We start from the raw sequence: 21827 nt of genomic DNA, 5'->3' as shown, positions 1-21827 counted from the left end.
CCTTACTCGCCGTCTTGGTCGCCGGGCGCACCGTCACCCGCGAAGGGCTGGAGGTGCTCGCCTTCTTCGCCGTCGCCCACCAGCTTGTAGACCACCTGCTCCGCCTCCTGGAGCTGTTTCTCGCACTGGCGGGAGAGGTTGATGCCCCGTTCGAAATCCGCGAGGTCCCGTTCCAGGCCCTGCTCGCCGGATTCGAGGCGTTCCACCAGGCCCTCGAGCTCGGCGAGGGCCTGCTCGAAGGACAGTGTCTGCTCCCCGCTGTCCGGGGTGGAGTCGGATTGATTGCTCAAGGTCGCGCTGCGAGCTCTGCGGTTGGAAAGTGAGACATGCCGGCGGGGGCACGAACGCTAGTAAGTTACCCCAGCTCCGGGGGGTGGTCAATTTCCTTCCCGCCTGGGCGTCTTCGCCTCCGGGGCAGCAACGGGATGGAGGCGTAGGAAATACTCCCGGTTTCCGGATTCCCCGGGTAGGGGAACCTCGAAGGCCGCGCCGGACCGGAAGCCGGAGCGCGCGGCCTCACCGCGCACCCGCTCAAGCGCGCCTTCCCGGAGCGAGGAATCCCGGACCACGCCGCCCCGGCTCACCTTGCCGCGCCCCACCTCGAACTGCGGCTTGACCAAGACCGCTACGACGGCGTCCATCTCCACTAGTCCCCGAAGTGCGGGCAGGACGGCCCCCAGGGACAGGAAGCTCAGGTCGGCCACGAGCCAGGAGAAGGGCGCGTCCAGGAGCGCCCGATCGGCCTCCCGGATATCGGTGCCTTCCAGGCAGCGGACCCGCGGATCGCTGCGCAGGCGGGGGTGGAGCTGGTCGGTGCCCACGTCCACGGTAACCGCCTCCCGGGCGCCGCGCTGCAGGAGGAGGTCGGTGAAGCCGCCGGTGGAGGCCCCTACATCCAGGACCCGCGCTCCTGCCGGATCGAGCTCGAAGCGGTCGAGGGCGGCCTCCAGCTTGAGTCCGGCGCGAGACACGTAGGGGATATCCGGCTCGGTGACCATCAGCTCCGCGCCGTCCCGAACGGTGCGGCCGGCCTTGGTGGCCTGGCGGCCGTCCACATGCACGGCGCCGGCCTCCACCAGCCGTCTGGCGCGGGCCCGGCTGGCCGCGAAACCGCGGCGCACCAACAGGGTATCCAGGCGGGTCCGCGCAGTCTCCAGGGGCTCTGTTTCCTCACTCACTCGCGCCCCGTGCCTCCTCGTACGATGGGTGATCGGCCGAAGCCGGGGGCACCAGGGGGCGGTTAAGCCTGCCCTCGGCCCGGAACCATTGCAGGGCCTCCAGCAGAGCCTCGCCTACCGGACGGGCCCGGTAGCCGAGGTCGCGCTCGGCCTTGGCACTGCTGAAGAACATCCGTTTCCCGGCCAGCTTCACACCGGTCACCGTGGCCAGGGGCTCCCGCCCGGTCAGGCCGGCCCAGGCCTCTGCGGCGTGGGCCACCGGCAGGACCAGGCGCCGGGGAAGCCGGACCCGGGGCGGAGGGCCACCCACCAGGGCCGCTACCCGGGCCAGAAGCTCCCGCAGGGTCAGGTTCTCCCCGCCCAGGATGTACCGCTCGCCGATGCGGCCGTTCCGCAGGGCCGCCAGGTGGCCGGCGGCCACGTCCTCCACATGGACCAGATTGAGGCCGGTTTCCACGTAGGCCGGCATGCGCCCGGAGGCGGCATCGAGGATCATGCGCCCCGTGGGGGTGGGGCGGATGTCCCGAGGCCCTACCGGCGTGGAGGGATTGACCACCACCGCCGGGAGCCCCTCCGCCCGGACCATCCGAAGCACTTCGGCCTCAGCCAGGGATTTGGAGCGCTTGTAAGGGCCGATCTGGTCCGCCTCCGGGGCGGAGCGGCGCTCGTCCCCCGGCCGGCCGTCGGTGTCCACGTCCAGGGTGGCCACGCTGCTGGTGTAGACGACCCGCTCGACTCCGGTCCGGAGCGCGGCCCGCATCAGGGTGCGCGTGCCTTCCACGTTGGTCCGGTACATCGGTTCCGGATCGGGAACCCACAGCCGGTAATCGGCCGCCGCGTGGAACAGGGTGCGACAGCCCTCCAGGGCCCGGGTCAGGGAATCGGCGTCGGTGAGGTCCCCGTAAACCAGCTCCACCGGCAGGCCGGAAAGGGTCTCGGGGGTCCGGTTGCCGCTCCCCCGGACCAGCACCCGTACCTCGTGCCCCGCGGCCAGCAGCTCCCGGACCAGGGCGGAGCCGATGAAGCCGGTCCCTCCGGTAACCAGCGTGGTCATGCCGCGGACCTCTTCCCGTTGACGTCCCGTCCGGAAAATATTCTAAACCAACCGTCCGCCCCCGCCATCAGGATTCCTGACGGGAGACCCTGCCGATGGCGCTTACCGGAACCGTGGCAACGGTTCCGGGTGCCTCCCTGGGCTCCGCAGACGGCGGATCGGGGACCATGGGCCCCTCGGTGCGCGGGCCCCGTAGGGCGGTCTTCAGGGCCTTCAGCGGGTGACGCACGGTATCCTCCACCGCCGAGGCCTCGAAGCCGCAATGGGCCATGCAGTTCTCGCATTTGGGGTGGCGCCCCACGCCGTATTGCTCCCAGTCGGTCTCGTCCATCAGCTCCCGGAAGGTGGCGGCGTAGCCGCCGTCAGCATGGAGGTAGCAGGGGCGCTGCCAGCCGAATAGGTTGCGGGTGGGGTTGCCCCAGGGCATGCACTCGTAGCTCTGGTTGCCGGCCAGGAAATCCAGATACAGGCCGGAATGGCTGAGCGGCCACTTGTGGCCCCTGCCTTCGCGGAAGATGTCCCGGAAGAGCTCCTTGATGGTGCGGATGCCCATGAAGATGTCATGGCGCTTGGCGCCCTCGTAGTCGAAGGCGGGCGAGACGGTAATGCCCTCCACACCCAGCCGCGTGGCCTCGTCGAAGAAGTCGCGGGCCCGCTGCGGGTCCTCGCCCTGGAACAGGGTGCAGTTGATGTTGACCCGAAAGCCCTGCTCGCGGAGCTGGCGAATGGCGTGCGTGGCCCGGTCGTACACCCCTTCCTGGCACACCGAGGCGTCGTGCCGCTCCCGGTCGCCGTCCAGGTGAATGGAAAAGGTGAGGTACGGGGACGGCGTGTAGTCCTTCATCCGCTTGGTGGCCAGCAGCGCGTTGGTGCACAGGTAGACGAACTTCCTGCGCCGGATGATGCCGTCGACGATCTCGGGCATCTCCTTGTGCAGGAGGGGCTCGCCGCCGGCCACGGAGACCACCGGCGCGCCGCACTCGTCCACGGCGTCCAGGCACTCCCCGGCGCTCATGCGTTGGGCCAGGATGTCGTCGGGATGGGCGATCTTTCCGCAGCCCTCGCAGGCCAGGTTGCACTGGAACAGGGGCTCCAGCATGAGGACCAGGGGGTAGCGTCGGTTGCGGCGCAGCTTCTGGCCGAGGATGTATTTTCCGACTCTATATTGTTGCAGCAGGGGAATACCCATGATTGCCTCGCTTATTTCCTTGCAGGCGAGTGCGCTTCGCGGATCTCGGCGATGGGGATGCGAAAGGAGGTGGTTTCGGGCTCTCCCGCCAGCTCGCGCACCCGGGCAGCACCCAGCCCCCGCAGACGGTGCAGCACCCGGTCCACCAGGACCTCCGGGGTGGAGGCACCCGAGGTAACCCCGATCCGCTCCGCGCCACGCAGCCAGGGTGGCCGGACCTCCGCGGGGCTTTCCACGAGATGAGCCGCCAGGCCGTGGCGCTCGCCCACCTCCCGGAGCCGGGTGCAGTTGGAGCTGTTGCGAGCGCCCACCACCAGCAGCAGGTCCACCTCCCCGGCCAGCTGCCGCACGGCGTTCTGCCGGTTCTGGGTGGCGTAGCAGATGCCGGACAGGTCCGGTCCCCGGATGGTGGGGAATCGGCGCTTCAGGGCCGCCACCACCTCCCGCGTATCGTCCAGGCTCAGAGTGGTCTGGGTGACGTAGGCCAAGCGGTCGGGGGCGGCAACTTCCAGGGCATCCACCTCCTCCGGGGTGGCAACCACCCGGGCGGGCCCTTCCAGCTGGCCCAGGGTTCCCTGTACCTCCACGTGCCGCCGATGACCGATCAGGATCAGCTCCCGGCCCTCCCGGCTGTATTTGCGGGCCTGCAGATGGACCTTGGAAACCAGCGGGCAGGTGGCATCGACGGTGTCCAGGCCGCGCTCCCGCGCGGCCCGCGCCACCCGGCGCCCGACCCCGTGGGCGCTGAATATGGTCAGCGCCCCCGTAGGAATGGTGTCCAGATCCTCCATGAACACCACGCCCCGTTGCTCCAGATCCCGCACCACCTTTGGGTTGTGTACGATCTGATGCAGCACGTACACGGGCGGTCCGTAGAGCTCCAGCGCCTGCTCGACGATTTCCACGGCACGGACCACGCCGGCGCAGAATCCTCGGGGGTTGGCGAGCAGAACCTCCATGGCACCCTCCGGCGGCCTGAGAGCAACTGGTCCCTTCCCGGTCAGTGGCCTATCCGAAACCGCGCAAGGGCGGGGGACACCGCCTCGCTCCCTTGCCATCCCGGCTCTTCGGCGAGGAAACCGGAACCGAGCGCCTGTCCCGCGACGCGGAGGCTTTTCCGAGCCCGGTAGACGTCCATCCCGAGGCCGGGAAGGGCGGTCGCCGCCGCCGGTCGGCGCAGCAGGCCCCGCAGCAGCTCCTCCATCCGCAAGGTGCCGTCCGCATGGAGCGCGGAGATGGCCTCCTGCGGCAGGGTCCGTATGCCCGGGTCAGCCACCGCCCGCAGGGCGACGAAAGGCACGCCCGCCCGCCGGGCCACGGCGGCGACGATCGAGCTTTCCTGGTCCACGGCCCCGGCGCCGTGCGCGTGGTACAAATCCCGCTTGGCGGCCGGGGAGGCGATGGTGTGATCACTGTGGAGCAGGGAGCCTTCGGAGACACGGAGGCGGGGCCGCAATGCCTCCACCAGACGGTCCCGCCAGCTCCCGCCAACGGGCAGCCAGACGCCGTTGCCGAGCCGCTTGGGAACCAGAAGCGTGCCCGGGGGCAGGGAAGGGTCCAGTCCCCCGGCGATTCCCCAGCTCATGAGGGCGTTGGCCCCGCAATCCAGGAGCCGGCGTGCCGCCCGCTCCGCCCGCTCCGGGCCGATCCCGCCGCGGCAAACCAGGGTCCGCTCGGCGCCGCCGGAAAGCCCCGACGGCAGGCATCCCGCTTCCAAGGGGAGACCGGTCACCACGCCAATGGGCATCAGGCGCCCCTGCCCGTGTGGCTGCGGTACCGGGCCAGGGCCAGCAGGGGGAAATAGTGGGTGTATCCGTGGTATTTCAGATGGAACACCCGCGGAAATCCGGGAGCCGTGAACCAGGGGTCCCGCCAAGTGCCGTCGGGCTCCTGGGTGGCCAGCAGGTAATCCACCCCTGCCCGCACCGCGGTGCTGTGGCCCCGTCCGGCGGCCAGCAGCCCTAGCAGGGCCCAGGCGGTCTGGAAGGAAGTGCTGCGCCTGGCGTGCCGGGAGCGTTCGGGCCGGAAATAGGAGTCGTTTTCCTCACCCCAGCCGCCGTCGGGTCGCTGCACCGTCTTCAGCCACCGCACGGCGCGCTGGATCCAATCCTGATTCATGTCCACGCCGGCCTCGGCGAGGGCCTCCAGCACGGACCAAGTGCCGTAGATATAGTTGGTGCCCCAGCGCCCGAACCAGGGCCCCTCGGGCTCCTGGGCGTCCTTCAGAAATGCCAGGGACCTGCGCAGGGCGTCATCGCAGCCCGGGTGGCTCACCTGGGCCAGAAGGCCGAGACAGCGGGCAGTGACGTCGCTGGTGGGCGGATCGAGCAGCGCCCCGTGGTCGGCAAAGGGGATCTCATTCAGGTAGTACCGGGTGTTGTCGGCATTGAAGGCGCCGAAACCGCCGTTGCTCGACTGCATTCCCACCACCCACTGCACGGCGTGCTCGACCTGGGCCTCGTGGCGGTCCGAATCCCCGCTCCTGTTCAGCAGGCCCGCTACCATGGCCGTATCGTCCAGGTCCGGATAGTGGGCATTGTCGTACTGGAAGAACCAGCCGCCGCCAGTGAGCCGCGGATTGTCCGCCCGCCAATCCCCTTCGGTCCCCACCACCTGGCGAGCCTTGAGCCAGTCCATGCCTCGGACCGCGGCGGCCGGGGGGCGTCCACCGGCCGATTCGGTCAGGGCATGGCAGGCAAGCGCCGTATCCCAGACGGGCGAGAGGCAGGGCTGGCAGTAGGCCTCCTCGCCCCGATCCACAACCAGGTGCCGCAGAGCGCGACCGGCCTGGATCCGATAGGGGTGGGCACGGTCGTAGCCCAGGTGACTCAGGGCCTCATAGGCATAGACCATGGCCGGGAAGATCCCGCCGAGACCGTTCTCGCCGTTCAAACGCTCAATGAACCAGTGAGCGGCCCGGTGTACGGCCCGCTCCCGCACGCGTTTCGGGATCAGGGGCTCCGCGAGGGCACCGGTGCGCTCCAGAGTCAGGAAGACCCGGTTCCGCCAGGACCAGACCGGAAAGTAATCGCGCTCCCGTTCCGGGGGCGTGGTGAACAGCTCCCGAATACCGATCCGCTTCGGATTCCGGGCGCGGGCGCGCAGGGTGTATAGGATAGAGAGCGGCACCATCACCGTGCGCGACCAGTAGGACACCTTGCTCAGGTGGAAGGGGAACCAGGTGGGAAGGAGCACGATCTCCGCCGGGACCATGGGCACTCCGCGCCAGGGAATCTGGCCGTACTGCGCCAGCAGAAAGCGGGTGAAAACGTTGGTTTTCGCCGCCCCGCCGTGCGCCAGGATGGCCTCCCGGGCAGCAACCATGGCCGGCTCCCCCGGATCGGCCCCCGCCAGCTTCAGGGCGAAATAGGCCTTCACGGAGCAGCTCAGGTCGAAGTGGCCGCCGAAATACAGCGGCCATCCGCCGTGCTCGGGGTCCTGCCGGGCCCGCAGATAGCGGACCATTTTCCCTTCCAGCTCGGCGTCGAGCTCCCCCATGAAATGCAGCATCAGAATGTATTCGGCGGTGATGGTGCAATCGCCTTCCAGCTCGAAGCACCAGTGCCCGTCGGGGAATTGCCGTCCGATCAGGGTTTCCTCCGCCGCCGTAATGGCCCGGTTCAAGGATTGTCCAGAGGCTTGGCGGATTGCGCCTCCCTGTTCGGGGCTTCCGAGCTGTTCATCTTTATAAGCGGTCAATCGTGCCAAGGTCATCCCTTCTCGGTTGGTTTTCCCAACACAACCTGCACGTTAGGCATGGCCGGACAGGAGGTGAGATGGCCTCCGGGCGTGTCCCCGGCTCCGCCCCGCAACGAGCTCGTCGGAACCGGTCGTCCGTGGGGCCTCCGCGCTGGCCGCTGAAGCCCCTGAAACTGCCGCTCTTTCCCAGGGCATGGCGGGTCCGGCCCGGCTTTCCGCAGAAGCACCGAAACCGGTTCGTGTCCGCCGGCGAGGCGGCCCCGTGGCAGCATCCGTTCCATCGTTCATTGCCGGCATTCCCGGCAATCCGCGCCGGAAAGCCAGAGTATGCAGATGGTTATAGATTCATTGTTCGGGCTTTCGCGCTGAGCTTGTCAATGCTTTGGGGGAGGACCCCAATAATCGGGGATGTTTCCTGGGATGGGCCCCATGTCCGCGGTATACGGTTGCGGTTGCGGGCGCATTCCGCCAATTATGGAACTGGGGGGTGTCCGCGGCCCCTTGCGGGGTCCCGGCGGCGTCGCGCCCGATCTCTGGCTCACGGGTGAGGAGGGAGCTTGGTCCGGAAGCGGGAGGAACCGAAGTGGACTGGCGATAGGCCGGGCGGCGGACGGTGGGGCCGTAATCGGCTCTTGCGAGGATGCACGGCCCGCTTGGTTCGCATGCATCTGCGATCCCGGTTCACGGTGCAGGCCGCCGGACTCGCGAACGGGGACGCGTCCGGCCCGGTGCTGGTGGTTTCCAATCATCGGCGGGACACCGATGGTCCCCTGGTTGGGGATCTGATGATGGGGCTGCGCAACGCCCCTTTCGGCGAAGGACTGCCCCATTTCGTGGCCCGCGAGGATCTCTTCCGGAGGGATTTCTTCCGGGAATATTTGGTCGGCTGGCCCGGTTGGACGCGCGAAGCGCTCAGTCGCCTGCGCATGCAGCGCCTCCTGCGACTTCTCAATGTGCATCCCATGCGGCGGATTCCCGAGCGTACCCTGGGGGAGGTTTTGGAGGAGGTCCGGGAGGCGTGTGGCAATCTTCCCCTGGAACGGGTGCTGCGCGTCCCATGGGTTCGCTGCTTCGAGTCGCTGGGGCCGGCTCCGGGCAGTCCGGCCCGGATCGACGAGGCCCTTGGGAACCGGTACTTGCCGCTGCTGCGGATGCAGAACGGGCTCCGGCGGTTGACCCTGGAGCGGTTCCGGGCGGTGAAGGGCCTGGAGCGCTCCGTCATAAGCAGGCACCTGGAGGAGATCCGCAGGGTGCTGGACCGGGGGGGAACCGTCCACATGGTTCCGGAGGGGGCGGTCTCCCCGCATGGCGGGCCTTGCCGGGTGCGCGACGGACTGCATGTATTGCTGCAAGGCTGCCGGTGCCGGCCCCGGGTCGTCCCCCTCGGCATCACCTACGACGACGTGACCGCTGGACGCCCCCGGGTATTCATGAACCTGGGTCCGGGATGGCGGGACGGAGGGGGCGGGGACCGCCGGGAGCGCAATCAGTCCGTGATGCGGGCCATTCTGCTGCAGACCACGCTGACCCTTACCCAGGCCGGAAGCGCCTATGTGATGGCCGCCGCCCGCAAGCGGGACAAGGTGGCACCCGACCAGCTGGAAGCGCACGTGGAGGAGGAGGCGGAAGCGTATCGGCGGGCGGGTGCCCGGGTGGATGAGGCGCTTCTGGATCCCGGGCGCCGGCGCCGCCGGGTGCACGACTTCCTCCGCTTCGGGGTGAAGCACGGCGTGCTGGAGCGCGGCAGGGGCGACAGCCTGCATGTCCGTGAAAGCGCGCTCGGACCGCCCGATCCCTGGCTGCCCGCCGGCAAGATCCCCTACAGCGCCAACGAGCACGCGACCTTCGCCCGCTACTGGGCGTGCCCCGAATGGTCCCTGGCACGGGAAGCATGGGCGCTCAAGATCGGTGGGTAGGCCGCGTCCGGGTCCTGTTACGCCCCCATATCTTCCTGCCGGTGCTTCTGGCCGCCGCGCTGCTGTTCTTCCTGCTCAGTATTTCCAACCTGCCGGAGGTCTTCGGTCGCATACGGGGAATCCCTTTTTCGGCGGTGGCCGCCTGCTTCGCGGCGGCGCTTTGGTACCTGACCGTGAAAGGAGCGGTGTTTCGGGCGCTTCTGCGTGGCCTCGGTTATTCCATGGGCTGGCGTCCCTTCACCCTGGCCTACGCCATCGGCGAGCTGGCGGTCACGGTTCCCTCGGGCGTTTATGCCCAGAATTACGTCCTGAGCCGGTTGCGGGTCGCTCCCCCCGGCCATTCCTCCGCCGCCACCACCGTGATGATCCTGCTGGAGACCATGGTGGTGATGACGGTACTGGCCATACTGGGTATACCGGGTTGGGACTGGTTGCGCTCGTTGATGGTGCTGCTGATCCTGGCGCACCTCGCGGCTATCGGCCTGGTGGTCAATTCGGCGAGCGTGCGCAAATGGCTGGGCGCGGTCCGGGGAAGGCTGCTGGGCGCTGCGGCGGGCGGGCTGTTGCGGATGATCGAGGGTGTCCGGCAGTTGGGACGTCCGGGGACGATGGCCGTATCCACCCTATTGACCCTGGCCTACCTGCTCGGGCTGGGTGTGGGGATGCTGATCATCGGCCATGCGGCGGGTCTCTCGGGACTGACGCTGCCCGAGTCCCTGAGCATCTATTTTGTCGCCCTCTGGGTAACGCTGCTGGTGGGCAGCATCCTCACCCAGCTGGGGGTTATCGAGGCCGTGGCGCTTGGGGCGGCCCAGGCTTACGGGTATGGTATTGACGAGGCACTGGCGGTGATTCTGGGCTTCCGGGTCACCTGGATCGGCTCCGTCTGGCTCCTATGCGCGCCCCTCGCCCTGTATCTCCGTGGAGAGCTGCGGAAATCAGGGAATAACCACCTCCAGGAAACGGCGGACTGATTCCGCGGCCGGAGGCATCCGCGGCAGGCCATGGTAGGTTTCGGCCAGGGCCGCATCCCGGGCAAGGTCCAGGTGGTTCTGGGGGACGGTGTAGGTGTGGCCCCGCTCCATGTGGTACCGCGCCAGGTATTCCTGTTCACTTTGGCCGATGGTGGGAATGAACAGGGCTTTCTTGCCCAGCTGGGCGAGCTCCATGAGGGTGGTATAGCCGGAACGGCAGACCACGACCCGGGCCCGGTTCATCATGTCCTGCTGGTCATGACGGCCGAGGTAGTTGTACACGTCGATTCTTCCCCGGCTGAGGCTGCGAGTCTCGGCTTCAGGCTTGCCGAGGGTGACCACCACCCGGCCCGGGAGCCCTTCCACCTGATCCAGGACCCGCCTCTCCAGCATGCTGCGCTGGGGCTCCTCCCCGGAAATGGAAATGAAGTAATCCAGATCCTGATCCCCCGATTGGGGGGAAATGGTGGAAAGCGGGCCGATATAGGCCAGACGGCCTTTCCAGTCGCAGGACAGGTTGTGGCTCAGGTCGCCGGATAGACCACCGTCTTCCGCCTCATCCGGCACCAGGATCCGCTGCGCGTTGGCGAACATCCGCATCTGGCTGCCCTCGACCATCTTCTCCAGCCAGTAGGGACGGCCCGGAATGATCTGGCGCATGGAGTGGAAGAGGAAGTAGCTCGGTACCTCCGGAATGCAAACGCCGATGCGGCTGTCGGAAACGATCCGGTCGATGCCCTCCCGCCGGCAAAGGCTCCGCGTGAACCGGCGCTCCCGCTGAAAGGTGCGGAACATCATGGGAAGGGAGAGGCTCATCTTGACGTAGAATGCGGCGGCGGTGCGGCTGAAGGGCTTGGGAATGTCCTTCAGCTCGATGAAATTGCAGCGGTCGTCCAGCTCGCCGCGAAGGAGCTCCAGGGCCCGGCCGGTGGACAGGATGATTACCGAGTGTCCCGCATCGAGGAGCCCCCGTATGAGGGGAAGGACCCGGGTGGCATGTCCGAGTCCCCAGTCGTGAACCGCGAAAAGGATCTTTTGTCCGTGCATGTACTGCCTGTCGAGCTGGCAATGCGAGTGGTTGGGGAGATGGCCGGTCGGCGCCGCGGCCTCAGTCCATACAGACAGGTTTTCGCGGGAGGCTCAAGGCCTGGGCCGCTCCGGGAGCCATTCGATCGGTGGGGGCTTGATCAAAGCGGATCCGAGGGGGCTGGCGCGCTGGAAAAGCGGACAAAAAAAGACCGGGCCGTGCGGCCCGGTCTTCGGGGAGAACGAAGTCGCTCTTACAGCTGCTCGGCGTTCTCCGACAGGTAGGAAGCGACACCCTCGGGGGTATCCTTCATACCGGTGCTGCCTTCCTGCCAGCCGGCCGGGCAGACCTCGCCGTTCTCTTCGTGGAACTGCAGGGCGTCCAGCATGCGGATGGCTTCATCGATGTTGCGGCCGAGAGGCAGGTTGTTCACAACCTGATGCTGCACCACGCCGTCACGGTCGATGAGGAAGGTGCCGCGCAGGGCCACGGACTCGTCCACGAGCACATCGTAATCGCGGGCGATGCTCTTGGTCAGGTCGGCCACCATGGGGAAGTTCACCTGGCCGATGCCGCCGTCGTTGACGGAGGTGTTCTTCCAGGCCAGATGGGTGAAATGGGAGTCGATGGAGCAGGCCACGACGGCGCAATTGCGCTTCTCGAACTCTTTAACCCGATTATCGAAAGCGATGATCTCGGAGGGGCAAACGAAGGTGAAGTCGAGCGGGTAGAAGAACAGGACCCGATACTTGCCTTCGGTTTCCTTGAGAAAGCTCCAATCTTCCCGGATCTCGTTGTTCGGCATCACCGTGGGTGCGGTGAAATCGGGGGCCTGCTTGTTAACCAGCACACTCATTGGTGGGTCTCTCCTCGTTGTGATGGCAGCACAGAATATTCCGAATGGAATTTAGACTCATTCTAAAAAAGCGGGTGTATGGTAGCATGGCCGTTTTTTCCGGCCAAATCACCGGGAACAGCAATCAGGGACGCCACGATGTCAGGAAATACCTTCGGAATGATGTTCCGTGTCTCCACTTTCGGGGAAAGCCATGGTCCGGCCCTCGGGGCCACCGTGGAGGGCTGCCCGCCCGGCCTCGCCCTCGAGACTTCGGACATCCAGAACGACCTGGACCGGCGGCGTCCCGGACAGTCCCGTTATACCACCCAGCGCCGGGAGGCGGACGAGGTGGAGATCCTGTCCGGGGTCTTCGAAGGGGAGACCACCGGTACGCCCATCGGCCTACTGATACGGAATACGGACCAGAGAAGCAAGGACTATTCCGAGATCAAGGACAAGTTCCGTCCCGGCCACGCCGATTATACCTATTGGAAGAAATATGGGCGACGGGACTATCGGGGGGGTGGCCGGGCCTCGGCGCGGGAAACCGCCATGCGCGTGGCGGCGGGCGCCATCGCCCGGAAATTCCTGGCGGACAGGCTGGGCGTTACGGTCCGCGCCTGTCTGGAGGCCATGGGGGAGGTGTGTCTCGAGCGGCGCGATTGGTCCGCAGTCGCGGAGAACCCGTTCTTCAGCCCGGATCCCGAACGACTTCCGGAGCTGGAAGACACCCTCAACGGGGTACGGAAAGCGGGGGATTCCATCGGCGCCCAGATCTACGTGGAGGCCCTGGGAGCTCCCGCCGGTCTGGGCGACCCGGTCTTCGATCGTCTGGAGGCCGATTGGGCGAAGGCCCTGATGAGCATCAACGCCGTAAAGGGCGTTTCCGTGGGCGATGGGTTCGACGTGGTGCGCCAGCGGGGATCCGAGCACGGCGACGAGATGGACGCCTCCGGCTTCCTGTCCAACCACGCCGGGGGGGTACTCGGCGGCATATCCACCGGCCAGCCCCTCACTGCGCGGGTGGCCATCAAGCCCACCTCCAGCATCCAGGTGCCCCGTAAGAGCCTCGACCTCCACGGTAACGAGGTGGAGGTGGTCACGAAGGGGCGCCACGATCCCTGCGTAGGCATCCGGGCGGTGCCCATCGTGGAGGCCATGACCGCCCTCACGTTGATGGATCACTTCCTCATCGACCGGGCCCAGAACGGCGAGCGCGGTCCGGAGGAGTAGCCCGAGCCCATCGGCGCTTCGGGGGCGGGCCAAAAGCTCCGGCTGCCTCCAGCGCCCCCGTACCGCATTCCGGATCCCCATCCCGTTCGCGGGCCCGCCGTGGCGGGCCATGAACCCCGAGCCTGAAGGAGTATCCCGTGGACGCCGAGCACGGCGCCGACGGATCCGGCGGCGTGGGCCGCGGCCTCGCCTTTCGCTTCGCCGGGTTCTATTTCGTCTACTTCGCGACCCTGGGGGCCATCCTTCCCTACTGGAGCCTCTACCTGCAGTCCCTCGGCATGGCCGCCCTCCAGATCGGCGTGCTGGTGGGGGCCATCCAGATCACCAAGATATTCGCGCCCAATGTATGGGGACCGCTGGCGGACAGGACCGGACGCCGACTTTCCGTGGCCCGGTTCACGGCCCTGGGAACCATCCTGGCCTTCCTGCCGCTGTACGGGCTGGATACCTTCTGGGCGATGCTTCCGGTGGTGGCGGTCTTCGCCTTCTTCCATGCCGGTCCGCTGCCGCTGGTGGAGGGCGCCGTATGGGACGTGGTTCGCAGCCGGGGTGCGCACTACGGGCGCCTGCGTCTGTGGGGATCGGTTGGCTTCATCCTGACTGCGGTGGCCCTGGGGCCCCTGCTGGATTACCTGGGATACGTCCGGCTGCTGGATTTCCTGAGCGCCCTGCTGGTGGGCATCCTCCTGTTCACGCTGCTGGTCCCCGAGCCGGGCTCCGCGGAAAACGATGCCTCCGGTTCCGGCTCCCTGCTCGACACCCTGCGCCGCAGGCGGGTCTGGGGGTTTTTCGCCACCACCTTCCTGATGCAGGCCAGTCACGGCGCCTATTACGGATTCTTCTCCATCTACATGAGCGGCCACGGGTATTCCGGGCTCGCCATCGGGCTGCTCTGGGGGCTCGGCGTGGCGGCGGAAGTGGGGGTATTCCTCTATACCGACCAGCTGGTCCGGCGCTTCGGCGTGCGCTTCATCCTGGCGGGAAGCCTGGTGCTGGCGACGGTGCGGTGGGCGCTGATCGGCAGCACCAATGCGCTCGCCTGGCTGCTGGCGGCGCAGACCCTGCACGCGGCCACCTTTGCCACGTTCCACGCGGCGGCGGCGCACCATACCCACGAGCTGTTTCCCGGCAATCAGCGGTCCTCGGGGTTCGCCCTGTACTCGAGCCTGGCTTTCGGTTTCGGCGGGGGCGTGGGCTCCCTGCTTTCGGGAGGCCTGTGGGACGAGATCGGAGGCGGCGCCACGTTCTGGGTGGCCAGCGGCATGGCGGCGGCTGGAGTCGCGGTAATGTTCCTGACGAGGGTGGCCGCCCCGCGCCGAGAGGCGGCCTAGTCCGGGATCAGTCCAGCCCGCGGCTTTCCAGGAGCTTGTTGACCAGGGCCTGGGTGTCGTCGGGCTCGTCCATTTCCTCCGCGGGCGTCCAGGAATAGTCCGGTTCCAGGCGATAGGAGCCGCGGAAGGTATCCGGGGGATTGCCGTTCCAGTCGTCCGCGGACAGCATGGAGAAGTAGAGGGTGCCGTCCTCTTTTTCGTACAGGTGGTACACCTTGCCCGGCTGCCGCTTGAAGTTGCACTTGGCCTTGTGCAGCTCCATGTCCTCCTGCGCGCTGTTCAGGATGCCTTCGGCCTCCTCCTGCAGCGCCTTGATCTGGTCGGCAATAACTTTTAGCTTCCCGCTGACGCGGGTGTTTACCATCTGGTCGGCCTTCTCGATCTCCTGGGCGGTGTCCACGAGATTGAACGCCGGCGCGCCGCGCTCCACGGGGTAGGGCGAGCTGTGGTCGGGGCCCTGATGGATCTCCCCTTTGTCCTTGGGAGACTGCTGGGCATTGTCCTGGGAATGCTTCTGCTCGTCGTCGGCCATTTGATCCTCGATAGAACGCATCTTACAGTTAATAGGGTAGCCTTTCGCGCAATGGCCCTTCAACCTCGGGGCCGCGGCCGCCACCGGGGCGGCCTGCTGGTGGCTGGCCTTCACTCAGGAGCCGAACCTATGCATGAGCGGTCCCGTCGTGTCCGGAAGGCCCTGGGCGCGTTCCTGCTTCCGGCCGCTTTCGTGCTCGCTGCGGCCAGTGCCCCGGATGCCCGGGCCCAATCCACGGCGGAGGTCGCCAAAGGCCAGAAGATATTCTTCAAAGTGTGCGTGCAATGCCATACCCTTCAGGAAAAGGGGCAGGCCACCGGTCCGGGCCTCGCCGGGGTGCTCGACCGCGTCCCCTCCGAGCGCTGGCTCATGAAGTGGCTCAAGGATCCCAAGGCCCTGGTGGAGAGCGGGGATTCCTATGCCCGCTCCATCGCCGATGATTTTCCCCTGGACATGCCCAAGCTCAAGGTCATGCAGCAGAAGGCGAACCGGCGGGCGGTGCTCACCTTCCTCAAGCAGATCCGCCAGGATCCCATCCAGTAACGTTTCCGCGGGTCCGATCAGGGCGTCGTCGACAGCCGGCCCACGCAATCCCCGGTAAGAACGCGCTGTCCGGCGGACAGGCCGTCCGACCAGCGGGCTTTCCCGGGTCCGAACAGGACGATCACCGTGGACCCCAGGTTGAACCAGCCCAATTCCTCTCCCTTGCGCAGGCTGACCGGCCTCTTCCCGTTTTCAGCGTAGTGCCAGTGGCGGATGCGCCGCCGGGTGGGCGGCGTGATGGTCCCGGCCCATACCGTGCCGATGGTCGCCACCAGCATGGCACCCACCAGAACCACCGCCATGGGACCCGCCGCTGTATCAAACAGCGCCACGACCCGCTCGTTCCGGGCAAAGAGGTTGGGCACATGCGCCGTGGTTACGGGGCTCACGCTGAAAGCGCGGCCGGGGATGTGCACCATCTCCCGGAGCCGTCCGTCCACGGGCATGTGGACCCGGTGGTAATCACGGGGCGCCAGATACACGGTGAAAAAGCTGCCGTCCGCGAACGGGTCGGCCAGTGCGTCCGAGCCGCCCAGGAGCTCCCGAGCCCGGAACGCGGTATCCTTGGCGTGTACGGTTCGACCATCCTGGAGCGCGCCCGTTTCGCTGACCGCGCCGTCGGCAGGACTGGCGATGCCGTCCGGATGCTCGCAGATGGGCCGCGCGTCCGGTTTCAGGGCCCGGGTGAAAAAGGCTTGGAAGTCCGGGTAGGCGCTGGGCTCGGGCTCCACGGCCTCGCTCAGGTCCACCCGGTAACGGTTCATGAACCAGCGGATCAGGGGACGGCGTATCCAGGGGTGGCGTCGCCGGGTAATTTGCCCCATCAATCGGGACAGCCCATGATGGGGAAGCGGGTATTGCGCCCAGGCGCCCAGTCGGGCCAGGCTTTTCCGAACGGTCATGGGGTGCTGCACTCCACGGGAAAAACGGGCCCAAAGGATAGCCCGAAAGGCGCATCCAGGATACCCGCACCGGGCATTGACCCCGCATGGGGGATTTGGTTAAATACTGCCTTCGTTTCGCCGCGTCCCCATCGTCTAGCGGTCCAGGACATCGGCCTTTCACGCCGAAGACGGGGGTTCGAGTCCCCCTGGGGACGCCATACGAGAAGCCCCTGATGCCCGCAAGGGCATCAGGGGCTTTTTTGTGTCCATGTCCCCGTCGGGCGGCACGAAAAGGCGCCCACGGACTGCTGAACAGTGTAGGGTGAGCGGGAATCGTCCGGGGGAAGGGGGGGAAGAAAAACCCCGCCGAGGCAAAGGAGGAGAAAGCTCGGCGGGGTATGGAGCGGAGGCATGCACTGCACGTTGTGCAAAAGACAGCCCCGCCAATATCGAGGAGGAAGAACCCGGCGGGGCTATGACCGATCCATCAGCACTATAAATTGCCACATTAAGATTATCAATGGTTGATTGCCTAGCCTAATATTGCATACGGGGTGGGGCGGGGGATGCGGAAAAGGCCCGGTTCTGTGGTATAGACGGGGAATGGGGACGATGAAAACCACGGGGTCCCAGGCGGGCTGCCACCGAAAGCTTTTCTCCGGTCGTTGAGCTCCCGGCCGGAATGGCGGAATGCCCGCGGGGCCCGAAGGATCTGGCCATGGGTGTTGCAGGGAAGTGGCGGAATGGAGCGCGCTGGCTGTTGGTGCTGGCCGCGCTCTTCTTAGGGATAGGGCCGCAGGCCGTACGGTTATCCGGGGCGGCCGAAGCGGGAAAATGGACACGGGAAGCGGTGGTCGAGGCGCTGGCGGAATCCGGATCCTCGAAGGCTTTCGTGGATTCGGATCTCTCCGGCCTGGATCTCTCCGGCGTGGATTTCCGGGGAGCCAATCTGCGGAGCGTGAACCTGGAAGGGGCGAACCTCTCCGGGGCGGATCTCTCCGGAGCCAACCTGGATATTTCCGCGCTGTACGGAGCGGATTTCTCGGGCGCCGATCTCTCCGAGGCCAGCCTGTTCAGCGCCCAGGCCCCGGAGGCGAGCTTCCGCAATGCCGATCTCCGGAAGGCCCGGGTCATCGGTGATTTCTCGGATGCCGATTTCTCCAACGCCAACCTGGCCGGTGTCCGGGCCGGCGCGGATATGAAGAACCAGTCCATGGGAATGATGAACGCGATTTTCTATGATGCGAACCTTAGCGGAGCCAACATGGAGAATGCGGAGCTCCGGCACGCGGATCTGCGGTTCGCCAATCTGGCCGGGGTGAACGCCCGGGGGGCCGATCTGTCCTGGGCAGACCTTTCGGGAGCCAGCTTCCAGGATGCCGTGGTCAGCCGCGCCAACGTCACCAAGGCCCGGTTGGGCGGCACGGATTTTCGCGAGTCCCGCGACTGGTCCAGCCTACGCGGCGTTGATCAGGCCCGCGAGCGCGAACGTGCGCATTTCCCGGAAAGTGGGGAATGAGGCCGGTATCGGCGCAATAGACAGGAGCTTCCATTGCGCATTTCAGGCGGCGAGCTGGGACGGGCCCGGGCGGTCACCGAAGACCTGCTCGAAGAGCTGGGGATCGCGGTCTACCTGTATCAGGTGGAGCCGCGTGACGGGATCTGGGAGGTCCGCGTGGAATGCGCGCTCCATGCCGATGGCTGGCAGCGGAGCCTAATCCAGGTGGAGCGCGAGCGGCTTCTGGCGGTGCCGCACGATTCCGGAATTCGTCGGGAGCTGCTGGCGGAGTGGGGGGCCGAGCTGGTGGATTGCCGCCGGGAGGCGGAAGGCTAGGCCGGGTTTTCCGCCGCCAGCCCGAATACGCGCGCGTAGAAGGCGAGCTCCGCCAACAGGCAGGCCTTCATATTCCCGGCCTTGTGGAAGCCGTGCCCCTCGTCTTCGAAGGTATGGTACTCCGCGGTGATTCCCTTGTCCCGAAGGGCCCGCACCATGGTTTCGGCCTGGTTCGGGGGCACCACCTTGTCCTTGAGGCCCTGGAAGAAGATCACCGGACAGTCGAGACGCTCCGGGGCGTTGATGGGGGATCGCTCGCGGTAGCGGTGCCGCGCGTCCGGATACGAACCGATGAGCTGTTCCAGGTAGTGGGATTCGAATTTATGGGTCTCCGCCGCCAGACGCTCCAGGTCGCTGATGCCGTAATAGCTGGCTCCCGCGCGGAACGCCTCGCGGAAGGTCAGGGCGGAGAGCACCGTGTAGCCGCCCGCGCTCCGGCCCCGGATGGCCCTGCGCTCGCCGTTCGCCAACCCCTTGTCCGCTAGCCACCGGGCGCCGTCCACGCAGTCGTCCACATCCAGCACCCCCCAGCTCTCCAGAAGCTGCTCCCGGTAGGCGCGTCCGTACCCGGAGCTTCCCCGGTAGTTCACGTCCAGGACGGCGAAGCCCCGACTGGTCCAGAATTGGGTGTCCCAGTCGAAGGCGGGGGTGGCCGCGTTGGTGGGTCCCCCGTGGCATTTGACGAGCAGTGGCGGCAGGTCGCCCGATGGTGCTTCGTAGTCCGCATTCCCGGGCGCGTAGAAAAAACCGTAGGCGGTCTGCCCGTCCCGCGTGGGGAAGGCCACATGGATCGGCTCGGAAAGATACGCGGGGTCCAGGGGCTCGGACAGGGAGCGGGCCAGGGTCTCTCGGCCGCCGGTTTCCAGGTCCACCCGGGCCAGCTCCGGAGGGGCGGCGGTGGAGGCGGCGATGACCAGGGCCTCCCCGTCGCCGGCCGTGAGCGCGGTGTAGGCCGCGTAGCCGGTATCCAGCTCGTGAAGAGCCCGGGATCCCGGCTCCAGGGTGGCCAAATGCCAGCGCCCCTCCTCGACATAGGTGAATACGATGCGCTCGGCGGAATCGATAGCATAGGTGCGCGTGCCGAGCTGGATAAGGGGCTTCCCGATTTCCGCGCGCATGTCGGTGAGCGGTTCCGGGCCCTCCCGGCCGAGCCGGTAGAGGTTCCACCAGCCGCTGCGGTCGGAAACGAAGTACAGGTTGCCTTCCGGGGACCATTCGGGCTGGAATACGGATTCGTCGGGCCCACCGGCGACTCGGGTGGGCGCGCCTGCGGAGCCGCCCGGGAGGAGATCGGCCACCCAGAGCTCGGATCCGTTCCAGGGCATTCGGGGATGGTCCCAGGTGACCCAGGCCAGGCGGCGGCCGTCCGGGCTGATGCGCGGAAAGGCGAAGAAATCCCGCCCCGATACGAGCACCTCCGGGTGGCCGCCGGACAGCGGTACGGCGGCGAGCGCATTCCGGGGCTCGCCTTCCGGCGCGTGGTCCTCAAGGACCCAGATGCTCCGCTCCCGGACCGGGTCCAGCACGCCGTCGGCGAACCGGTGGCTTCCCGCCGGGGTCAATGGCTCGGGGGCTCCCTCCGGGGCCTTGCGGTAGATGCGCTGGTCCGTGCCATTGACGAAATAGATGTATCGATCATGTACCAGTGCAGCGGCGCCACCGTATTCGTGCACCCGGCTGCGGGCTTCGAAGGGCTCGGGTAGCACGTCCCGGGGAGTGCCGTCCTCGCCGAGACGGACAAGGGCATTCCGCCCGCCTTCCTCCGGACGCCGTTCCAGCCAGTATATGGAGCCCCGGTCCCTGAAGACCTCCAACAGGGTTCGGCTGGAGGCTGCGACTCGATCCGGGGTTACGGGAGAGGTCCAGGTCCCGTAGGGGGCCGTGGTTCTGGCGGACATGGAGGCTACCTGCATTGGGCTTTGAAGGGGAAAATGGTACGGGCCGGATGCGGAAAAACCAACAGTGGGTGCGTCGCACGGCGGGCAGGTTCTTCGCTTGTGGCCTGGATCTTGCTTGAAGCCAGTGGCCGGATAGGGCATGCAATGGGAATCAGTGGAGAAACGAATATCATTCGGGCCGAGGAGTGGAAATGCGTTGGGCCCTGTTCAGGACCCGGCCGATGAGGAGGGAGGGCAAGGCGGTTTCCCTGCGCCGAAGGCTCCTTATCCACGAGATGACCCTGCTATTCCTGCTCCTGGTTACAGCGGGCCTCGGAGGCGCCTGGCTATACTTGTGGCAGGGGTTCTCCGTCGAGAACTGGCGGCTGAACGCGCTGGTCAACGAGCTTCACCAGGCTCGGAGCGGGCTCTACCGGCAGATCCAGGCGGTCATGGCCACCCGGTTCTCCCCCGAGGAGGAATCCGCCGAGCGGCTTGCCCTGGCCAACCGCCAGATCGAACAGTGGGTGGATGAGATCCGCGGCAAGGCGCGGGGGCCACGCGAGCTTGATGCGGTGCGCTCCCTGGATAGCGCCTGGGCGGCTATTCACCGCGACCTCCGGGAGGTGGTCTCCAACCCCTACGCCATCGGTCCGCCGGGCCGGCTGGTCCTGATGAACACCGAGCGGGCGGAGCGGCTGCTGGGCGCTTTCGAGTCCGCCGTGGCGCGCTTCAATCGCGTTTTGGAGGAGAAAAAGACCGCCCTGGAATCGCGGATGCGCTCCTACAATTTGTGGATCGCCTGGGGCACGCCCTTGCCGTTGCTGCTGGCGGTGGGGCTGGTGGTCCGGTCGCGGAGTCGGGTGAAAGCGGAGTTCCTGCAGCCGGTGGCGAGCATCCGCCAGGGAACCCGGAAGTTCAGCGAGGGGGAGCTCGAGCATCGCATACCCGTCCGCGGCGTGGAGGAAATGGCCGATCTGGCCAATGCCTTCAATATCATGGCGGAGGAGCTCCTGGAGAGCCGGCGGGCCCTCCTGGAGCAGGAGCGGGCAGCGGCCCTGGGGGGACTGGTCCCCGTGATCGGGCACAATATCCGCAACCCGCTGGCCTCCATACGGGCCACCGCCCAGACCTTGGACCCCGAGGATGAGCCCAGGGATCTGGAGGAATCGCGCCAGGCCATTCTGGATACCGTGGACAGGCTCGAGCAGTGGCTGCATTCGCTGGTGGCCTACCTGCACCCCTCCGAGCCGGATCTGGAGGTGCGTCCGCTGGCGGAAGTGATCGGGCACGCCGTGGAAGTCTGTCAATCCAAGGCCCGGGAGCAGGGCGTTTCCCTCCAAACCCATACCGTGCCGGAGAACCTGACGGTGAAGGTGGACACGGGACTCATGGAGCAGGCGCTGTACGGCCTCTTGGTGAATGCGGTGGAGGCATCGCCCAGGGGAGGGACCGTATCCGTGCAGGCCTCCAGGGCCGGGGGCAGCTTCGCCATTCGCATCGAGGACCAGGGACCGGGTCTGTCCTTTCTGCCCGAGCCCTCCGAAACGGGCCCCGGCCCTTCGACAAAGCCCTCCGGAACCGGTCTCGGCATTCCGTTTGCTTTCAAGGTATGCGAGGCCCACGGATGGGCGCTTCATTTCCAGAACATCGAGAATGGGGGTGCCCGGGCGGTTATTACCGGGCCCCGAGCCGGATAAGTGGCAAGCAGGTAATTG

At 66.8% G+C, this 21827-nt stretch carries 20 protein-coding genes and 1 tRNA gene; 9 read left to right on the top strand and 12 right to left on the bottom strand.

All coding sequences use genetic code 11. The features are described 5' to 3' along the window. Positions 1 to 2: 2 nt before the first annotated feature. The 7 genes from xseB to shc form a co-directional block, all read right to left on the bottom strand. Positions 3 to 290, bottom strand: a complete 288-nt coding sequence (gene xseB / locus ACERLL_RS09750; RefSeq protein WP_373655893.1) for an exodeoxyribonuclease VII small subunit — start codon at positions 288 to 290, stop codon at positions 3 to 5. 87 nt (positions 291 to 377) lie between these two features. Beyond that, positions 378 to 1178 carry a TlyA family RNA methyltransferase gene (locus tag ACERLL_RS09745; RefSeq protein WP_373655892.1) on the bottom strand — a complete coding sequence of 267 codons (801 nt, stop codon included), beginning with the start codon at positions 1176 to 1178 and terminating at the stop codon, positions 378 to 380. Continuing rightward, positions 1171 to 2232, bottom strand: coding sequence for a hopanoid-associated sugar epimerase (gene hpnA / locus ACERLL_RS09740; protein ID WP_373655891.1), 1062 nt, complete (start codon positions 2230 to 2232; stop codon positions 1171 to 1173). Before hpnA ends, ACERLL_RS09745 begins: the two co-directional genes overlap by 8 nt. A 67-nt stretch (positions 2233 to 2299) precedes the next feature. Then, positions 2300 to 3421 carry an adenosyl-hopene transferase HpnH gene (gene hpnH / locus ACERLL_RS09735; protein WP_373655890.1) on the bottom strand — a complete coding sequence of 374 codons (1122 nt, stop codon included), beginning with the start codon at positions 3419 to 3421 and terminating at the stop codon, positions 2300 to 2302. A gap of 11 nt (positions 3422 to 3432) precedes the next feature. Beyond that, complete coding sequence (ispH, locus tag ACERLL_RS09730) at positions 3433 to 4380, bottom strand: 4-hydroxy-3-methylbut-2-enyl diphosphate reductase (RefSeq protein ID WP_373655889.1); 948 nt, start codon at positions 4378 to 4380, stop codon at positions 3433 to 3435. Between the two features lie 41 nt (positions 4381 to 4421). After that, a complete protein-coding gene (locus ACERLL_RS09725) occupies positions 4422 to 5168 on the bottom strand; it encodes a phosphorylase family protein (protein WP_373655888.1) in 747 nt (248 codons plus the stop codon). Further along, entirely contained in the window at positions 5168 to 7135 is a 1968-nt protein-coding gene (gene shc / locus ACERLL_RS09720; protein ID WP_373655887.1) for a squalene--hopene cyclase, read from the bottom strand. The genes ACERLL_RS09725 and shc overlap by 1 nt, the downstream gene beginning before the upstream one ends. Positions 7136 to 7773: 638 nt before the next feature. Here shc and ACERLL_RS09715 point away from each other — a divergent pair. Together ACERLL_RS09715 and ACERLL_RS09710 are read left to right on the top strand one after the other, a co-directional pair. After that, positions 7774 to 9036: a hypothetical protein gene (locus ACERLL_RS09715; RefSeq protein ID WP_373655886.1), complete on the top strand. Its 1263-nt coding sequence runs from the start codon at positions 7774 to 7776 to the stop codon at positions 9034 to 9036. Continuing rightward, positions 9012 to 10010 carry a lysylphosphatidylglycerol synthase domain-containing protein gene (locus ACERLL_RS09710; protein ID WP_373655885.1) on the top strand — a complete coding sequence of 333 codons (999 nt, stop codon included), beginning with the start codon at positions 9012 to 9014 and terminating at the stop codon, positions 10008 to 10010. The genes ACERLL_RS09715 and ACERLL_RS09710 overlap by 25 nt, the downstream gene beginning before the upstream one ends. Here ACERLL_RS09710 and ACERLL_RS09705 read toward each other — a convergent pair. Next, entirely contained in the window at positions 9975 to 11057 is a 1083-nt protein-coding gene (locus ACERLL_RS09705; RefSeq protein ID WP_373655884.1) for a glycosyltransferase, read from the bottom strand. The genes ACERLL_RS09710 and ACERLL_RS09705 overlap by 36 nt on opposite strands. Before the next feature lie 233 nt (positions 11058 to 11290). After that, positions 11291 to 11893 carry a peroxiredoxin gene (locus ACERLL_RS09700; RefSeq protein ID WP_373655883.1) on the bottom strand — a complete coding sequence of 201 codons (603 nt, stop codon included), beginning with the start codon at positions 11891 to 11893 and terminating at the stop codon, positions 11291 to 11293. A gap of 138 nt (positions 11894 to 12031) precedes the next feature. Here ACERLL_RS09700 and aroC point away from each other — a divergent pair, with 138 nt between their 5' ends. Continuing rightward, positions 12032 to 13108, top strand: a complete 1077-nt coding sequence (aroC, locus tag ACERLL_RS09695; protein WP_373655882.1) for a chorismate synthase — start codon at positions 12032 to 12034, stop codon at positions 13106 to 13108. A 137-nt stretch (positions 13109 to 13245) separates the two neighbouring features. Then, a complete protein-coding gene (locus tag ACERLL_RS09690; RefSeq protein ID WP_373655881.1) occupies positions 13246 to 14439 on the top strand; it encodes an MFS transporter in 1194 nt (397 codons plus the stop codon). A gap of 7 nt (positions 14440 to 14446) precedes the next feature. Here ACERLL_RS09690 and ACERLL_RS09685 read toward each other — a convergent pair whose 3' ends face one another. Further along, a complete protein-coding gene (locus ACERLL_RS09685) occupies positions 14447 to 14971 on the bottom strand; it encodes a DUF2452 domain-containing protein (RefSeq protein ID WP_373655880.1) in 525 nt (174 codons plus the stop codon). Positions 14972 to 15100: 129 nt separating this feature from the next. Between ACERLL_RS09685 and ACERLL_RS09680 the strand changes: the two genes are divergently transcribed. Then, positions 15101 to 15514: a c-type cytochrome gene (locus ACERLL_RS09680; protein ID WP_373655879.1), complete on the top strand. Its 414-nt coding sequence runs from the start codon at positions 15101 to 15103 to the stop codon at positions 15512 to 15514. Between the two features lie 17 nt (positions 15515 to 15531). On the opposite strand, the gene asd is transcribed toward ACERLL_RS09680, so the two are convergent. Further along, entirely contained in the window at positions 15532 to 16416 is an 885-nt protein-coding gene (gene asd / locus ACERLL_RS09675) for an archaetidylserine decarboxylase (protein WP_373655878.1), read from the bottom strand. Positions 16417 to 16540: 124 nt separating this feature from the next. On the opposite strand from asd, the gene ACERLL_RS09670 reads away from it, so the two are divergent. The 3 genes from ACERLL_RS09670 (at position 16541) to ACERLL_RS09660 (ending at position 18232) form a co-directional block, all read left to right on the top strand. Then, positions 16541 to 16616, top strand: a tRNA-Glu gene (locus tag ACERLL_RS09670). A gap of 500 nt (positions 16617 to 17116) precedes the next feature. Beyond that, on the top strand, positions 17117 to 17917 hold the full coding sequence (locus ACERLL_RS09665) for a pentapeptide repeat-containing protein (RefSeq protein ID WP_373655877.1): 801 nt from the start codon (positions 17117 to 17119) through the stop codon (positions 17915 to 17917). Between the two features lie 33 nt (positions 17918 to 17950). Continuing rightward, positions 17951 to 18232: a hypothetical protein gene (locus ACERLL_RS09660; protein ID WP_373655876.1), complete on the top strand. Its 282-nt coding sequence runs from the start codon at positions 17951 to 17953 to the stop codon at positions 18230 to 18232. Here ACERLL_RS09660 and ACERLL_RS09655 read toward each other — a convergent pair. Further along, a complete protein-coding gene (locus tag ACERLL_RS09655; RefSeq protein WP_373655875.1) occupies positions 18229 to 20130 on the bottom strand; it encodes a S9 family peptidase in 1902 nt (633 codons plus the stop codon). The genes ACERLL_RS09660 and ACERLL_RS09655 overlap by 4 nt on opposite strands. Before the next feature lie 221 nt (positions 20131 to 20351). Between ACERLL_RS09655 and ACERLL_RS09650 the strand changes: the two genes are divergently transcribed. Continuing rightward, positions 20352 to 21809 (top strand): sensor histidine kinase, encoded by a 1458-nt coding sequence (locus ACERLL_RS09650; protein WP_373655874.1) that lies wholly within the window; start codon positions 20352 to 20354, stop codon positions 21807 to 21809. Positions 21810 to 21827: the final 18 nt, after the last annotated feature.

The organism is Thiohalorhabdus sp. Cl-TMA, from assembly GCF_041821045.1.
Classification (GTDB): Bacteria; Pseudomonadota; Gammaproteobacteria; order Thiohalorhabdales; family Thiohalorhabdaceae; genus Thiohalorhabdus; species Thiohalorhabdus methylotropha.
Note: the sequence above shows the minus strand (reverse complement) of the source record. Positions and strands in the feature narration are given on the sequence as shown.

Coding starts and splice junctions, on each gene's coding strand:
- shc (WP_373655887.1), bottom strand. CDS start 7,135: ATGACCTTGGCACGATTGACCGCTTATAAAGATGAACAGCTCGGAAGC.
- ACERLL_RS09680 (WP_373655879.1), top strand. CDS start 15,101: ATGCATGAGCGGTCCCGTCGTGTCCGGAAGGCCCTGGGCGCGTTCCTG.
- hpnH (WP_373655890.1), bottom strand. CDS start 3,421: ATGGGTATTCCCCTGCTGCAACAATATAGAGTCGGAAAATACATCCTC.
- ACERLL_RS09700 (WP_373655883.1), bottom strand. CDS start 11,893: ATGAGTGTGCTGGTTAACAAGCAGGCCCCCGATTTCACCGCACCCACG.
- aroC (WP_373655882.1), top strand. CDS start 12,032: ATGTCAGGAAATACCTTCGGAATGATGTTCCGTGTCTCCACTTTCGGG.
- hpnA (WP_373655891.1), bottom strand. CDS start 2,232: ATGACCACGCTGGTTACCGGAGGGACCGGCTTCATCGGCTCCGCCCTG.
- ACERLL_RS09705 (WP_373655884.1), bottom strand. CDS start 11,057: ATGCACGGACAAAAGATCCTTTTCGCGGTTCACGACTGGGGACTCGGA.
- ACERLL_RS09725 (WP_373655888.1), bottom strand. CDS start 5,168: ATGCCCATTGGCGTGGTGACCGGTCTCCCCTTGGAAGCGGGATGCCTG.
- ACERLL_RS09710 (WP_373655885.1), top strand. CDS start 9,012: ATGGGCGCTCAAGATCGGTGGGTAGGCCGCGTCCGGGTCCTGTTACGC.
- ACERLL_RS09665 (WP_373655877.1), top strand. CDS start 17,117: ATGGGTGTTGCAGGGAAGTGGCGGAATGGAGCGCGCTGGCTGTTGGTG.
- ACERLL_RS09650 (WP_373655874.1), top strand. CDS start 20,352: ATGAGGAGGGAGGGCAAGGCGGTTTCCCTGCGCCGAAGGCTCCTTATC.
- ACERLL_RS09685 (WP_373655880.1), bottom strand. CDS start 14,971: ATGGCCGACGACGAGCAGAAGCATTCCCAGGACAATGCCCAGCAGTCT.
- asd (WP_373655878.1), bottom strand. CDS start 16,416: ATGACCGTTCGGAAAAGCCTGGCCCGACTGGGCGCCTGGGCGCAATAC.
- ACERLL_RS09655 (WP_373655875.1), bottom strand. CDS start 20,130: ATGTCCGCCAGAACCACGGCCCCCTACGGGACCTGGACCTCTCCCGTA.
- ispH (WP_373655889.1), bottom strand. CDS start 4,380: ATGGAGGTTCTGCTCGCCAACCCCCGAGGATTCTGCGCCGGCGTGGTC.